The 15,148-nt window shown below is 49.4% G+C and carries 12 protein-coding genes; 2 read left to right on the plus strand and 10 right to left on the minus strand.

Features of this window, described 5'->3' with window-relative positions; all coding sequences use genetic code 11:
- Nucleotides 1-51 precede the first annotated feature (51 nt).
- The 6 genes from VIS48_00125 to VIS48_00150 all read right to left on the minus strand — a co-directional run bounded on the left by VIS48_00125 (nucleotide 52) and on the right by VIS48_00150 (nucleotide 8,153).
- A complete protein-coding gene (locus VIS48_00125; protein HEY9164547.1) occupies nucleotides 52-2,481 on the minus strand; it encodes an ABC transporter permease in 2,430 nt (809 codons plus the stop codon).
- 55 nt (nucleotides 2,482-2,536) lie between these two features.
- Nucleotides 2,537-4,933, minus strand: a complete 2,397-nt coding sequence (locus VIS48_00130) for an ABC transporter permease (GenBank protein ID HEY9164548.1) — start codon at nucleotides 4,931-4,933, stop codon at nucleotides 2,537-2,539.
- 69 nt (nucleotides 4,934-5,002) lie between these two features.
- On the minus strand, nucleotides 5,003-5,662 hold the full coding sequence (locus VIS48_00135; protein ID HEY9164549.1) for an ABC transporter ATP-binding protein: 660 nt from the start codon (nucleotides 5,660-5,662) through the stop codon (nucleotides 5,003-5,005).
- A 52-nt stretch (nucleotides 5,663-5,714) separates the two neighbouring features.
- Nucleotides 5,715-6,065 (minus strand): four helix bundle protein, encoded by a 351-nt coding sequence (locus VIS48_00140; protein ID HEY9164550.1) that lies wholly within the window; start codon nucleotides 6,063-6,065, stop codon nucleotides 5,715-5,717.
- A 52-nt stretch (nucleotides 6,066-6,117) separates the two neighbouring features.
- Nucleotides 6,118-6,807: an ABC transporter ATP-binding protein gene (locus VIS48_00145; protein ID HEY9164551.1), complete on the minus strand. Its 690-nt coding sequence runs from the start codon at nucleotides 6,805-6,807 to the stop codon at nucleotides 6,118-6,120.
- A gap of 92 nt (nucleotides 6,808-6,899) precedes the next feature.
- Entirely contained in the window at nucleotides 6,900-8,153 is a 1,254-nt protein-coding gene (locus VIS48_00150; GenBank protein HEY9164552.1) for an HlyD family efflux transporter periplasmic adaptor subunit, read from the minus strand.
- A gap of 376 nt (nucleotides 8,154-8,529) precedes the next feature.
- On the opposite strand from VIS48_00150, the gene VIS48_00155 reads away from it, so the two are divergent.
- Both VIS48_00155 and VIS48_00160 read left to right on the plus strand, forming a co-directional pair.
- On the plus strand, nucleotides 8,530-9,906 hold the full coding sequence (locus VIS48_00155; GenBank protein HEY9164553.1) for a sigma-54 dependent transcriptional regulator: 1,377 nt from the start codon (nucleotides 8,530-8,532) through the stop codon (nucleotides 9,904-9,906).
- Nucleotides 9,896-11,251 carry an ATP-binding protein gene (locus VIS48_00160; protein HEY9164554.1) on the plus strand — a complete coding sequence of 452 codons (1,356 nt, stop codon included), beginning with the start codon at nucleotides 9,896-9,898 and terminating at the stop codon, nucleotides 11,249-11,251. The genes VIS48_00155 and VIS48_00160 overlap by 11 nt, the downstream gene beginning before the upstream one ends.
- A gap of 7 nt (nucleotides 11,252-11,258) precedes the next feature.
- Here the strand turns inward: VIS48_00160 and VIS48_00165 are convergent, their stop codons facing one another.
- The 4 genes from VIS48_00165 to VIS48_00180 all read right to left on the minus strand — a co-directional run bounded on the left by VIS48_00165 (nucleotide 11,259) and on the right by VIS48_00180 (nucleotide 14,970).
- The gene (locus VIS48_00165) at nucleotides 11,259-11,699 is read right to left on the minus strand and encodes a C-GCAxxG-C-C family protein (protein ID HEY9164555.1); all 441 of its coding nucleotides are present in this window, start codon (nucleotides 11,697-11,699) and stop codon (nucleotides 11,259-11,261) included.
- Between the two features lie 72 nt (nucleotides 11,700-11,771).
- Nucleotides 11,772-12,143: a nuclear transport factor 2 family protein gene (locus tag VIS48_00170; protein HEY9164556.1), complete on the minus strand. Its 372-nt coding sequence runs from the start codon at nucleotides 12,141-12,143 to the stop codon at nucleotides 11,772-11,774.
- On the minus strand, nucleotides 12,144-13,625 hold the full coding sequence (locus tag VIS48_00175; protein HEY9164557.1) for a hypothetical protein: 1,482 nt from the start codon (nucleotides 13,623-13,625) through the stop codon (nucleotides 12,144-12,146).
- Nucleotides 13,626-13,638: 13 nt separating this feature from the next.
- Entirely contained in the window at nucleotides 13,639-14,970 is a 1,332-nt protein-coding gene (locus tag VIS48_00180) for a hypothetical protein (GenBank protein ID HEY9164558.1), read from the minus strand.
- Nucleotides 14,971-15,148 lie beyond the last annotated feature (178 nt).

Raw genomic sequence — 15,148 nt, forward strand, 5'->3', positions numbered from 1 at the left:
GAATTTATTCATAGCTCAAGGACTCCATCCCGCGAAGGCGGGATTTCGAGTTTACTCATATCGTAAACTCTCAACCGGATTTGCCGTCGCGGCTTTGATCGCATGTGAACTAACGGTGAGCAATGCGATAATCAACGCCAAACCTCCTGACGCAACGAAAATCCAAACACTCACGTCAGTCCTGTAAGCAAAGTTTTTCAGCCAATTGTTCATAACATAGTAGGCAAGAGGCCATGCGACCACGTTCGCGATCAGTACCCATATCACGAATTCCTTGGAAAGGAGTGCCACTATCTCCCCAACCGAAGCACCCAATACCTTCCGGATCCCAATTTCCTTCGTTCGCCGCTCGGTGACAAATGCCGCCAGTCCCAGAAGGCCCAGACATGCGATGAAGATCGCCAGGACTGAAAATGCCCCGGCTATCTCACTGGTTCTCCGATCTGCTGCATAGAGTTTCTGAAGGTTATCATCAAGGAAGTTGCAGTTGAATTCTTCATCTCCCGCATACTTCTTCCAGACATTTTCAATGAAAGAGATTGTACTCAAATGATCCCCCGGTGCCAGACGGGCTGTAACGAATTGTCCGATGAACCCTCGGTTCGGGAAGAGGCGAATGGCCAGAGGACGAATCGCTTCGTGAAGCGATCTGTAGTTGAAATTTTTCACCACTCCCACTATCTCAAATTTTAGTTCAGATCCTGCACGGCCCGCGCCCGGGAAAACGAGATGTTTGCCGACGATCCCTTTTGCATTGAAGCTCTTTTCAACCTCTTCGTTGACAACCACGGCAGCACTATCCGAAGGATGCTCTTTCGAGAAAAACCTTCCGTCGGCTATCCCTAACTTATATGTTTTTGCAAAATCATAATCGCAGAACATTTGCTGGACGTCTTCATATTGGTTCTCGGATGCGCCTTCAAGCCGGCACGCATTGTCACCGCCCTGGTTCCCGGGAATCGCGTTTGAATTGGTAAGATTTACGATGTCCCTATTTGTTCTCAACTCATCCTCGAACGATTGGAGCTGACCGGAAAGATCGTTTGTCCTGCTTACTACGATGGTCTCTTCTTTGTCGAATCCGAGATTTCTCGTCTGGACATACCTCAGTTGCGCGAAGATAATGAAAGTGCCCACGAACAGGGCAATTGAGATCGCAAATTGGAAAATCACCAGTCCACTTCTAAGGAATGATTTCCTTCCTCCTTTCCTGGTGTCGGATCTAAGAACATCGATGGGGTGGAACGACGACAGGTAGAAGGCGGGATAGCTTCCTGCAACGATCCCAACCACGACAGCAAAGCAGACAAGAACTGGAATTGATAATGGATTGGTGAACAGATTCAGGCTCATCGTTTTGTTGGCGATTTGGTTGAAAAAAGGAAGCAGGAGCTCGACTATACCGACTGCCAAAACAACGGCAATAATGCTCATCAGAATCGACTCAGACATGAACTGTCCAACGAGATATGGTCGGGTCGATCCCAACGTTTTCCTAACTCCCACCTCTTTCGCTCGCTTATCAGACCGTGCCGTCGAGAGGTTGACGAAGTTTATGCATGCGATCAGCAATATCGCGATGGCTATTGTGGAAAATATGTAAACGTATGTGATGTCGCCATTCGCCTCTATCTCATAATCGAGATGCGAGTTGAGATGTATCGAGGTAAGAGGCTGCAGCACGAATCCATACTTGTTCCCAGCCACCCTGAACTGTTCAAGAGAAAAACCGGTTATTGCCTTCAACTGCGGACTGCCATATTTGATAACCTCCTCATCCAACTTTTTTTGAAATTGAACAAGGTTTACTCCCTTTTGGAGCAGAAGATACGTGTAATAGTTGTTGCTCAGCCATGTCGGATTTCTGCTGTCCTGCAATGTTGTGAGCGAAACCATGAAATCCGGATGTAAATGTGAATTTTGAGGGATGTCTTTGATAACACCGGTTACCACAAAGTTATCCTGTTTCCCCGTATTCAGGATCTTGCCAACCGCGCCCTCATTACCGAAATACTTATGCGCCATGGATTCGGTGATCACAACTGTGTTCGGCTGAGTGAGAGCCGTTTTCGAATTTCCCGCGACGAAGGGAAACGTGAATATGTCGAACACCGTCGAGTCTGCTCCAAAGAACCTTTCTTCAATGAATGTTTTGTTTTCATATCGGACAACAGTCGGACCGCTCATAATCAAGCGAGTGTACCCAACGACTTCCGGCAGATCGTGATAAACTGCCGGTCCCATCGCTGCAGGAGACAATGCCATATTCATATCATGTCCGTTTACCCGGCCGAGAAGCCGTGGCCGATATATCCGGTCCGCAAATTCGTTGTACCTGTCGTAACTCAACTCGTCGCGAACGAAAAGTAGAATAGCAATGCAGCACGCGATGCCGACCGCGAGCCCGACTATATTTATGAGCGAATAGGATCTGTATTTGGCGATGTTCCTTAGTGCAACTCGGATATAATTTCTGATCATGTCCTTCTCCTCCTCACCTCAAGCTGCTGATTCAATTGGTGCGCGTCTTATCAATTCATTCATACCTTAGGCTTCTTGCCGGATCAGTCCGGGCTGCCTTGATTGCCTGCAGACTGATCGTAAGTGCGGCAATTAATAATGTCAGCACCATGGCAAACACGAACACTACCGGTCCAACATCAGTCCGATACGCGAATCCTTCGAGCCATTTCGATATGAGATAGTACGCCAGAGGCCAGGCGATTAAATTCGATATCAGAACCCATTTGAGAAAATCTTTTGAAAGGAGGAGCGCAATGTTGCGAAGTCCGGCTCCCAACACCTTCCTAACGCCGATTTCCTTCGTCCTCACTTCTACAGTGTATGCCACAAGTCCGAAAAGACCCATGCATGCCACCACGATGGATAGAGAAGCGAAGATTGAGAAGAGGCTTCCCGTCTTTTGATCCGATTGGTAGAGATTATTGTATGCTTGATCCAGAAACGAGTAGCTGAAATCTTTTCCGGGTAGTATCGTCTTCCATCTCCCTTCGAGCATCGGTAAGATCGTGCCGACGCTCACTGCGTTCATCTTGAGCGCTATGTTGAAGTACCTCGCCGGGTTGATGTAGAGAAACATCGGCTCGATCTTGTTGTGGAATGAGGAGAGATGGAAATCCCGGATCACACCGATGACCTTGGCGAGCCGTTGAGTATTGTTCCCTCCTGGTATGTAGACTTCAGCGCCAATTGGATCTTTGAGATCGAGATCCCTCACTGCCGTCTCATTCAATATGATCGCATTCGTGCTGTCGGAGACAAACTTCTCTGAAAAGTTTCTCCCTTTGATCAATTCAAGTCCGAGAGTCTGCACATAATCATAGTCGACCCCATCGGCCTGGAACATCACGAAGTCCGTCCCGGTTTTTCCCTTCAACTGAACGCTTTGCGTTTCTTTGTTGGCGATACCGGGGAGACTATAGCTCCCCGAAACATCGATCACGCCAGGAATTGAAAGAAAGGCCTCTTTCACCACAGAATATTTTGCCGCCGCGTTCTTGTCGGAAATTGGATAATCAACTACGAGTACGTTCTCCTTGTTGAACCCAAGATTCGAGTTGCGCATGAAATTAAGCTGCCTGTAGATCGCCATCGTGCCGATAATGAGGATGGTTGTAACTGCAAATTGAGTCGTGACCAGACCTTTCCTCAGTGCCGCCCCCGATGACCCGGAAGTATTCTGACCTTTCAGCGATTCAACAGGCTTGTACTTTGACAAGAACAGAGCGGGATAAATTCCCGCAACGAGTCCGACAAACAGCATTGTCGAAAACAAAACAATAATGAAGTTGAGACTGAGAACGGGGGAATTTGAGACACTCATCCCGAAGTAGTCGTAAAGAACCGGATAGACCGCTTCGTACACTATCAGGCTCAACAAAAGTGCGAGCATCGAGACGAAGAGCGACTCGCCGAAGAACTGAAGAACGAGACTGCTTCTATTCGCTCCAAAAGTCTTTCGCAATCCCACCTCCTTCGATCGGCGGAGAGAGCGGGCAGTCGACAGGTTGATGAAATTCAGGCACGCGATCAATAAGAGGAGAACGGCGACTGATGAAAGGAGGTACACGGTCGTGATATTTCCGGTAGGCGCGAGTTCCCCCATCATGTCGGACTTGAAGTAGACATCTGAAATAGGAATAAGCCGGAAGTGCATCATGGACGCCATCAGCTTGTTTGTATTCTTAAGGTAAATCTTCTCAAGTTCCGATTTCACATTTTCAAGAGACGCGGCGTCATTCAGATAGAGATATGTGAAATCCTGACCCCACTGCAGCCACGGCAGGGGAGGGCTCTGGATTTCCAACGCCCGCGAGTATGGAGCTATAAGTTCGCACCTTATCATAGTGTTTGCCGGTACATTTCGCATGACACCTGAGACGACGAAGTCGTATTTCTTATCGTACGTGAGTCTTCTTCCAATCACGTCAGTGCTACCGAAGTATTTGCGGGCGAGATTTTCAGAAATGACTATCGAGGAGGGATCATTCAGGGCAGTGCTGCTGTTGCCTGCCATGAGCGGAAATGTGAAGACACTGAAAACGTTCGAATCGGAAAAAAAGAAATTGCTCTCTTTGTATTCCCTCTCGTTGGCTGTTATGACGGCATTTCCATCGTTTCTGAATCTCACAGATGCCTTGACATCAGGCAGTTCCGTCGCAGCTGCCGGACCAAGCGCAGGAAAAGCGCCCGCCAGCTTGATCGTCGAAGTACCGCTTCCAAACTCGATCGATACACGATAGATGTGTGACCTGTTCTCATGCATCGATTCATAACTCAGCTGGTTGGCGACGTAGTAGAGAATCAGGAGACTCCCTGCCATCCCGACGGCGAGTCCGACGATATTTATGAATGAGAAGACTCTGTTCTTCAAAAGGTTCCTGACCGCGACCCTCAAATAGTTCCTAAGCATATCGAGCTCCTGCAGCTAAGCCGTGACATAGGGGTTGCTCAAGCATATTGATCCCGTCCCGCGGCACCATTATTCCATCCATCCATCTTTCAATTTGATAATTCTATTTCCGTAGCCTGCGTTTGTTTCAGAATGGGTCACCTGGATGATTGTTGTGCCTTGCTTGTTCAACTCCTTGAGCAGATCCATTATCTCTTTTCCCTGGTCTGAATGGAGGTTGCCTGTCGGCTCGTCCGCGAGAATCAATTTGGGTTCAGCGATGACCGCTCGCGCGATCGCAACCAGCTGCTGTTGACCGCCGGAGAGCTGATTTGGGAACAGATCTTTCTTCGCCACGATATTGAATCTGTCGAGTGTCTCAGCGACTCTCCCTTTTCTGTCGTTTGATTTGACTTTCTGATAAAGGAGAGGAGTCTCAAGATTCTCATAAACCGTGAGCTCATCTATCAGATGATAACTCTGAAACACAAAACCGATATGCATCTTATGCAATTCGGATAGCTTCTTCTCGCTCATCTTGTGGACCGGCTCATCATAGAAATAATATTCGCCGTTCGACGGCACGTCGAGCATTCCGATGATATTGAGGAGTGTGGTCTTTCCAGAACCGGAAGGACCCATGACGGAAATAAATTCACCTTCCTTGACCTCGAGGTTGATGTTTCTGAGAACGTAGGTCTTGATGACTTTGGTAGCGTAGAATTTTTCAATGGCGGAGAGTCTGATCATGGGAGTCTCCCGTGACTTAGCGAAGCGCATAGTGCAAAGGGTAAGGCTATCTTCATAAAGTTCTTCCGAAGTTGGTTATCATTCTGCATTCCTTATCTAGTCTATCGAGCACCTCGTCAAGTTCTTGCTCGGGTATGAGCTTTCTTCGACTGAGAATAATGAGGATATTTGCGTTCTCAAAAGTGGATTTCCTGGCAATATTCAAGAAATTCTTGAAACCTCTATTTGATGTGGATCCGGAACCTTCAGCTATGTTGTTGCTCATGCTCATTGCCGCACCTCGCAGTTGCTCCGCGAACCTGAAGAGCTTCCTTTGTTCCAACTGGTCTGCAATGTTTAGAAGCTCATCAGAGATCTCAATAGCAAACTGCCAAATCTGTAAATCCTGAAACCTGAACTTCATTTTGAACCCCTTTCTTAATGCGCTTTGCGCCTCGCCCCCTGCGCTCTGCGTCTCATACGTGGAACTTTTCTTTATAATTCTCCGTCACGACATGTCCGTCGAAGAGATGAATGATCCTGTGTGCGAATTCGGAATCGTGCGGCGAGTGAGTGACCATGACGATCGTCGTTCCGCCTTCGTTCAGTTTCGTGAGTATGTTCATTACTTCTTCACCGTTCGCGGAATCGAGATTTCCCGTCGGTTCGTCGGCAAGAATCAGGGCGGGCTTCGCGACTACTGCCCTGCTTACCGCCACACGCTGCTGCTGACCGCCGGAGAGCTGCTGGGGGAAGTGATCCTTCCGGTGCATGATCTGCATCCGTTCGAGAACTTCGTTCACCATATTGGTACGGGCCGACGCAGAAACGCCGAGATATAGAAGAGGAAGCTCAACATTTTCAAATACCGTCAGCTCATCGATGAGATTGAAGCTCTGGAACACGAACCCGATGTTTGCCTTCCGTACGTTAGCACGCTGACGCTCGGTGTGCTTCGATACCTCTTCATTCAAAAAGTAATATTCGCCGCCCGATGGGTTGTCCAGCAAGCCGAAAATATTCAAGAGCGTAGACTTGCCGCATCCTGACGGCCCCATGATCGCGACGAATTCCTTCTCTTTTATTTCGATGCTCACATTGTCAAGAGCCGTCGTCTCCACCTCTTCGGTCGTGTAGATCTTCTTCAGGTTGACCGTGCGAAGCATCGTATTGTTGCGAGCGGTCTTCTGATGATTGCTTCCGCCTGCGAGTACATTTTCAAATGCCATTGATTCCTCTCCCGTTTATTTGGCTGTTTTCAGTTCTTTATAAGCAACTCGTCCACATCGCCGAAGTTATCGTAAGAAGAGGTCACTACCCTGTCTCCAGGTGAAAGCCCCTTCAACACTTCAAAGTAATCCGGGTTCTGCCGCCCGAGGCTGATGGACCTTTTCACGGCTTCACCGCCGGACTTATTCAGCACGAAGACCCACTGGCCGCCCGTCTTCTGGTAGAATCCGCCTCGAGGAAGGAGGAGCGCCTTGGTTCTTTCACTCAATTGTAATCTGATCTGAAGAGTCTGCCCTCTCCTTATGCCGCCCGGAACGTCGCTGTCGAAATTCATGTCGACCTGGAATTTTCCGCCTGTCACTTCGGCGTAGACTTTGGTTACCACAAGACCATAATTCTTTCCGTCGATTTCGACGGTAGCATGCAGGCCTTGTGCAACACGTGCGATATAAAACTCATCTATATCCGCTCGCACCTTGAAGCCATCGAGCGCATCAATCTGTCCCATCTGGTCGCCCGGCGATTTGGCCTGGCCCGTTTCCGCGTTGAGCGCAGTCAACTGCCCGCTGATCGGTGCCCTGACTGTAAGGTTGTCGATTTCTTCGCGGATCAGTTCGAGATTCTTCTGCAGCCGTTCAATCGACTCGCCGATCTGCTGAAGCTGGTTCTGCTTTAGAACCGAGTCTCTCGAGAAATTCTGGTAGGCGAGCTTCTGCTGGTCGACCGCGAGATTGAAACTGTTCTCCGCCTGCTCGAAGTCGGCCGCGGAAATCAGTTTCTTGTTCCACAGTGCCTTCTGTCGATCATATGTCTGCCCCGCGCTTATGAGGTTGTAGTTAGCCGCCACAAGAGTGTTCTGAAGCGAATTACTGTTCTGCTCAATCTGAAGCCGTGTGTTCCGAGCATCGTTAATTTGCTGGTAGGTAAATGTCTCCTGCTGCAAAGCGTTTAACTGAACGTTCGTGTTCGAAAGCTGAAGTATCCTGTCCCCCTTCTTCAGAATCGCACCTTCTTCCACGAATTTCTTCTCGACAGTTCCTCCGAGGATCGCGTCAAGATAGAAAGTGGTTCGGGGAAGTATTGTGCCCGTCACTGGTATGAATTCCTGAAAGTCTCCGACTTCAACAGTCGATATTGTTATCTTATCCGATTCGACATTCAGTTTCGAACCGGTATCAGCGAGAATGAGAATGATCAAAGTGAGAAAAATAATTCCGCCGCCGATATACAACCAAAACCGTCTAGTTCTGTAAAATGGTTTCTTCTCGATTCGTCGATCCACTTGATATTCCTTTTGCACTAATTCGAGTACGTCGAAATCGGAAAGTTGGTTCCGCATGATACATCAAGTACAATTGGTATGCCTTTTAACATCAAGATCACCATCGGAAGTTGATTGCGCCGATGAGGCCATTCAATGAAGAATTCCACAGATTTGGGTGAAAGATGAGATCTTGCCTGACTCTATTTGATTATTTTCTGTCCACTTGCCAAGTTCCATTTGTCCGATTACGGACAGTCGTGTCCGGCAGCGGACATATGGAGAGCCGACTCTTTCAGGAGAGCCTCCATGAATTCGAGATTGAAAGTCCATTGAGGAACGGTAATTGCAGACCATAAGATGATGGCGGCAAATTGAAAAAGAAGACTTACTGTTCATGGCGTTGAATACCGGGAAAATTCTTGTCGTCGACGACGATGAGGATATTTTATATTCTGCGAGGCTCCTCCTGAAGCGACATTACGCGGATGTGCGGGTCGAAAAGGATCCGAATCAGATTCCTGCCATCTTGATGACGGAACAGTTTGCCGTCATTCTCCTCGACATGAATTTCACGGGCAATGAAACGCGCGGTCGTGAAGGCTTTCACTGGCTGAATAAAGTCCTGGAATTGGAGCCGTCGGCTGTGGTTATCATGATAACAGCATTCGGAAATATAGAGATGGCGGTCAGCGCTATCAAACAGGGTGCGACGGATTTCGTGCTGAAGCCATGGCAGAACGAAAAACTGCTCGCGACGGTGTCAGCAGCGATGAAGCTCAGTGACTCGAAACAGGAGATAGACAGTCTTATCTCTAAGCAAAAGCAATTGAGCCAGGACATCGACAGTCAGTTCCATGAGATCATCGGCGTATCGGAGGAGATGCGTTCGGTATTCAACACAATCCAGAAAGTCGCCGTGACGGACGCGAACGTTTTGATCCTTGGAGAAAACGGAACAGGTAAAGAACTCGTCGCGCGCGCAATTCACAGGCAGTCCGCAAGGAACACAGAGATATTCCTTGGTGTGGACGTGGGCTCGCTCAGCGAGTCTCTTTTCGAAAGCGAGCTGTTCGGATACGTCAAAGGCGCCTTCACGGACGCGAAGGAGGACAGAGCCGGCCGGTTCGAGGTCGCGTCGGGCGGCACTCTTTTTCTCGACGAGATCGGAAATCTTTCTCCCAATTTGCAGATGAAGCTTCTGGCGGTCCTTCAAAACCGCAAGGTCACGAGAATCGGGTCAAGCGCGACAAGAGACATCGACATCAGATTGATCTGCGCGACAAACCTGCCGACGGAGGAGCTCACATCGGAAAAACGTTTCAGGCAAGACTTGCTATACAGAATAAACACGGTGGAGATAAACCTCCCTCCACTGAGGAGGCGGACAGTCGACATTCCTCTCCTTGCGGACCACTTTCTCCAAGTTTACTGCAGGAAGTACGGAAAGCGGTTAAAGACGATTGAAAGCAACGCAAAGGAGAAGCTCCTCGCATATCGATGGCCGGGTAATGTGAGAGAACTGCAGCACACAATCGAGCGGCTTGTTATCCTTGCGGAGTCTGACAATTTGGGACCGGACGATTTCAATTTCTCATCGCAGGACAGCAAAGAGAGCGGGCTCGAAATAAACAGTTTTCATCTTGAAGACGCAGAAAGGATCCTCATCATGAAAGCAGTGAGCAAACACGGCGGCAACCTTTCGAAGGCCGCGAAGGAACTCGGCCTCACCAGGGCATCGCTTTATCGAAGGATCGAAAAATATGGTCTTTAGAAGATTTAGCGTCATAGTCGTTTTCAGGACAGTCCTCCTGTGCCTTTCCGTGTTCGTGCTGATCTATCTCGTGACAAGGACGAGCTTCATAGCAACGCCCTTTATTGTTTCGCTGCTCATACTGGCACAATTATACTCACTGATGCATTATGTTCAGAAGACGAACAGGGAGATCGCGAGGTTCTTTGAATCGATCAAGTATTCCGATTTCTCACAGACGTTCAGGAGTACTGTAAAAGGTTCATCATTCGAGGAACTGAGCAGCGCGTTTTCCGATGTGATCGACGAATTCAGGAAAGCGCGATCGGAGAAGGAAGAACATTATCGTTACCTACAGATAGTAGTTCAGCACGTCGGGATAGGTTTGATGGCATATACGCAGGATGGGAAGGTGGAGCTCGTGAATACCGCGGCGAAACGCCTGCTGAAGCTGAACGGAATCAGCAATATATCCGAGCTCGACGCGGTAAGTCCGCTGCTTGCCGGTACACTCCGCGGAATCAAGGCGGGCGACAAAGTCCTGGTGAAGATCGCGGGGGATAATGAACTTTCGCAGCTGTCGATATATGCGGCTGAATTCAAGATGCGGGAGAAACATTACACTCTCGTGTCGCTGACGAATATCCAGAGCGAATTGGAAGAGCGTGAAATGGAGGCGTGGCAGAATCTTATAAGAGTTCTCACACACGAAATCATGAATTCCGTCACGCCGATAGTGTCGCTTTCTTCAACCGCGAGTTCGCTTCTCGTGGACTCAGTTGGCGAGGGGCGCAGCGGGCCCGAGGTGGATGGCGAACGGCTCAGGGATGTGAAGGGTGCGCTCGATACGATCGCGAAGCGAAGCGAGGGATTGCTCCATTTTGTGGACGATTACAGGAACTTGACCCGCATCCCGATCCCGAATTTCCAGATAATTAAAGTGCGGGATTTATTTGAAAGGATACAGAAACTATTTGCGGACAGATTCCAGATACGCAAAATAGAATTCGCTTATTCTGTCGATCCGTTGGATCTCGAATTGACAGCCGATCCCGACCTGATCGAACAGGTATTGATTAATCTGATCCTGAATTCACTTTCCGCACTCACTGCCACAACAGCTCCCACAATCCGGTTGAGCGGAAAGATCGACAGCCGTGGAGCGGTCCTCGTTCAGGTCATGGACAACGGGCACGGAATTGCGGAAGACCTCCAGGAAAAAATATTCATACCATTCTTTACGACCAGGAAGGAAGGGTCGGGCATCGGCTTGAGCTTGTCACGACAGATAATGCGGGCTCACCGCGGGAGCATAACGCTCAGGTCGGACCCACAACGCGAAACCGTTTTCACGCTTAAGTTCTAGGACTTCGCTAGCGGAGAAGTTCCTCAACCATTTCGGCGGCGCTCTTCACACACCTGCGGCACACTTTGTTCGAGAGATCTTTTTCACTGATTTCTCTTTGTCCTTCGGGAGTATTGAGGTCGCAACCCTCCAACAGATCCCTGCAATTCCAGGTGCCATACTCACGGGCAAAACTGTCCATGAGCAGGCGGACTTTCTCGTAGGTTTCTCCCGTCCGCTCCGCGCTTTCGCTGTTGCTGCGTCCATACCTGGCACCGATCACCATGATCGCACCCGTTACCGCGCCGCACACCTCCTGCTTCCGCGCCATTCCCGACCCGAACCCCGTCGCGATCCGGAGGGCGGTGTCTTTTTCTATCCCAAGAATATCGCAAAAAGAGGAGAAGACGGACTGAGCGCAGTTGAACCCTTCTGTGAACTTCGCAACTGCGTTATCGGCGTTCTTCATTTTAGATTCCCCCTTTGATTCAAGTTCGAGCGGAAAAATTTCGGTTCAGAAATCAGATTTCACCGGCTCGTCTCATGTGAGCCCGAATCTTCGTCTGTTTTGCTCTGTGTCGTAGTAAATGTGCCATTCGGCGACAAGTCCGCCGACTATCTCGGCAGTCCATATCGCGGGATCGTGCCGATTTGTCTCAGACCAGTATGCGTAACCCAACATTACCGCTCTGTCTCCCCGCGATTCAATTCTTGTGAATGTGTTCTTATAATTAGGAAATTGCTCGAAGAATTTTATCCAGGCGTTCACCATAAATTCCTTAGAGCGATGGACATTCCCGTCTCGATCAATAAAGACGTGATCATCGGTCATAAGACTTGCCAGACCCGCCGAATCATGGTTTGTAATACAGTTATTGAATTCGACTGCGATGAGTTTCGGATCCGCTTTCATCTAGAACTCATATTTTATTCCGACTGAGTGGAACTGACCGCCAGAACTGCGACTCGTCCCTGCCGCCGGTCCCGAAATGCCGGAAGTGCCGTTCACATTGGTTCGACCGACGTATAGAGGAACGAATTGGGTGAACGCGTAATCCAATGAGAATGGTGAGAGGTCGACTTGCAGCCCGGTCGATATCAATGCTGCATCAACCACATCTACGGTGAGAAATCTTTCCTTATAACCTCTCACTCCGAACACCAGATATTTCGACTCCCACGAATCGAGTTCAAGCTGCGGCTTCATACAGAGGAGACTTGCACCGATTCCGAACCGGACTCTCTCCCGAATTGGTTTCAACCATCCCGCATGAAGTTGAAGCACGTTCAAAGAACCCGACGCGCTGATGTTTTCGCGAACAGGAATAGGCGAATCGAACAGACTTGTGAAAGGCCAGTCTTCGGCGAATCCATCAACCTTTCCCCGCAATAGTTTCCATTTGAGGTCCGATTCGAAAATATCGCCCGAGAGACCCTTCTTTTCAATCGCAGCCTGAAGAGTGACGGTCCTGAGATCGAATCCGTTGAGTGAGCCATATTTCCTTTCTTCCGAATAAAAGCTCCCGCTGCCCAGCGTCGCCTCCTCGTTGGCTGTAAGAAGGGTTTTCCATCCCGCCGATAGGAATCCTAGAATATCGAGTCTCAAGCCTGCATCATTTCCATTAGGACAGAATCTAGTGTCAGACTGATCGACGGCGTCGGGAATTGAAGACAAGAAATTTTTGTGACCGCTCAAGACCATTGTCAGCGCGCCGACAGGTGCCGACACAGAAATGCGGGCTCCCTGTGAAACAAAGTCGAGCGGAAGGACGCCCTCTCCATCATCGTATTGAATCTGCAAAGTCTGACTCGTATTCCATCTGCCCACGTCCACATTTACAAGCACTCCGTTTTGGAAAAGGAAAGAGAACCTACTCTCGTAACTCAAGCTCCTGGGCCCTGCGGCCAGAGAACGCCCGACAGATGCCCCGACACGTAAAGCAGGGCCGAGGGGCATTTGGAAGTAGAGAGTTGCCGCTTTCGACTCGCCCTGATAGTTCGCCAACTCAGAAGGCGACTGATTTACCAACCCCATCGAGCTTACCGACGACACGTTGAGTCTGAATCCCGGTGAGTACGGACTCTCCGAGAGCGGAAGACTTACATTGACCTCACGCGAGAAACGCTGGAGTAAATTCTCCGTGCCGTCCGCGTGCAGCTCGCGAAATACATTGTCCTCGTGGAAATTGAAACTGACGCAACGCGACAAACTCCCTGGAATAAAGCTTTCACATTGAACATCAGAATTAAACAGCGAAAGCGGGTTCCCGCCCATCGGGATGAACTCCTCTTCGCCGTCCAGGAAAAAACCTTGAACGTCCTGCGCATGCACCGATCCCGGGACGAATGCCGCGAGACTGAATACTGTTAAGAGAGCAACGGAACGCGAGCCCATTTGACGGCGCGCCTCATCCCGGTATGATCACGTATGGCTGCCAACCTGAAGAAGTGATGCCGAAAGTCTGTTTGAGCAAAGCGTCGGACGTCATGCCGGGAAGAATGTTATTAAATGTGGGGTCAGGAAAGATCCATTGTGAGAATGAAGCCGCCTGCCACATCAGGACCGCATCATAATGAGTGCCATTAGGTTGAATGCTCACGGTATACCCGGGAAGTTTCAACTTGAAGTTTGGAATGGCGTTGTCAAAAACATTTTTCAGGTTTACCGTGATCGTGGTGGTAGCCTGACTATTGCCGCCGACTGAGACACTAATCTGGACGGGGCCGGAAAGATACGTCTTGACAGAATCCATCGCGCTTTTCAATTCGCTCAAGGTGGCGGCATCCTCGGAACGGTAAGGAATTATGCCGTTAGCCGGATGTTGTATGAGAAAGTTCACTCCACTCTGGATGCTCGTGGCGGCGGCAATGATGTTCGTTCGAACGTCCTTCATTCTTTGCGCTCCACCGCTTCTGAGTGCCAGGAAAGCGGAATTTGGCTGCCAAGCTGCCTTTACAGCGGAAGAGTCGGTCGCATCATAATCGACGTTGTACGCAACCACAAGTGACGCGCCTGCGTCCACTGTCTGACACGTGGCAAGGAGAACATAGATCTCTGTGAGTCCGATGCGAATTGAATCTCCAATGTTCTCTCCGACCTCCTCGGGAGTAATGTAAAAAATGTAACTGGAATGCTGGGTGACTATGTTGAGATGCGAAATGGCGTCTGACAATGAAGGCAGGACTTTCGTTTCAATGAGTCCCTGATAATAACTGAACGGCTGACCATTCACGCTCATCACGTGACTTCGAGCCATCTTCACCGGGTACATTGGATCTATGACCTGGGCGAGATTAGACTTGATGCTTCCGTTGAGAAGACCGCCGAAGCGTTCCATCCCGGATTTGCGGTCGAAAACTGAAAATGGTGAGACGGACATCAATGAGGTTGGAGATTGCAGGTTGGCAAACGCAGATCGAAGCGACGGATCTGAAAATACTGTAAAGAACTCGGTAACAGCGATTCCAAAATGAGCATCGACATTGTCGGGGTCGTAGGTTAGCGCTTCCTTGTACAAAGAAGTCGCGGCGGACATGTCGAACCCGGTCGTGTCTTTACCTTCTGAACTGATCACGAGCGCGAGTCGCGGGACAAAAATAAGATTCGCCTGATTAACGCGCTCCACGGCTTTTGCCTGGTCTGCCGACGATGCAGTGGTTGACTCGTTCTTGCTGCATCCCGCAATGATCCAACTGCTCAGGCAGGCAACTGCGATGAAAGCTTTTGTGAATTTATTCATCTTACCCTCCGTTTGTGCAGAAATTGAGGAGACTTATCAGTCAGACGGCTTCATGGTAACTGCGGTACACAGATCTGCTTGAATGAGGTGTGAAGAAATCAAAGAGTTACGATAACGAACCACCCATTCTTCGATAACACTACGATCGGGTCCCCCGAAATCGCGAATTGAATCTGCC

The sequence above is a fragment of the Candidatus Kryptoniota bacterium genome, from assembly GCA_036567965.1.
In the GTDB taxonomy this organism is placed as follows: domain Bacteria; phylum Bacteroidota; class Ignavibacteria; order Kryptoniales; family JAKASW01; genus JAKASW01.

Coding starts and splice junctions, on each gene's coding strand:
- VIS48_00125 (HEY9164547.1), bottom strand. CDS start 2,481: ATGATCAGAAATTATATCCGAGTTGCACTAAGGAACATCGCCAAATAC.
- VIS48_00130 (HEY9164548.1), bottom strand. CDS start 4,933: ATGCTTAGGAACTATTTGAGGGTCGCGGTCAGGAACCTTTTGAAGAAC.
- VIS48_00135 (HEY9164549.1), bottom strand. CDS start 5,662: ATGATCAGACTCTCCGCCATTGAAAAATTCTACGCTACCAAAGTCATC.
- VIS48_00140 (HEY9164550.1), bottom strand. CDS start 6,065: ATGAAGTTCAGGTTTCAGGATTTACAGATTTGGCAGTTTGCTATTGAG.
- VIS48_00145 (HEY9164551.1), bottom strand. CDS start 6,807: ATGCTTCGCACGGTCAACCTGAAGAAGATCTACACGACCGAAGAGGTG.
- VIS48_00155 (HEY9164553.1), top strand. CDS start 8,530: ATGGCGTTGAATACCGGGAAAATTCTTGTCGTCGACGACGATGAGGAT.
- VIS48_00160 (HEY9164554.1), top strand. CDS start 9,896: ATGGTCTTTAGAAGATTTAGCGTCATAGTCGTTTTCAGGACAGTCCTC.
- VIS48_00165 (HEY9164555.1), bottom strand. CDS start 11,699: ATGAAGAACGCCGATAACGCAGTTGCGAAGTTCACAGAAGGGTTCAAC.
- VIS48_00170 (HEY9164556.1), bottom strand. CDS start 12,143: ATGAAAGCGGATCCGAAACTCATCGCAGTCGAATTCAATAACTGTATT.
- VIS48_00175 (HEY9164557.1), bottom strand. CDS start 13,625: ATGGGCTCGCGTTCCGTTGCTCTCTTAACAGTATTCAGTCTCGCGGCA.
- VIS48_00180 (HEY9164558.1), bottom strand. CDS start 14,970: ATGAATAAATTCACAAAAGCTTTCATCGCAGTTGCCTGCCTGAGCAGT.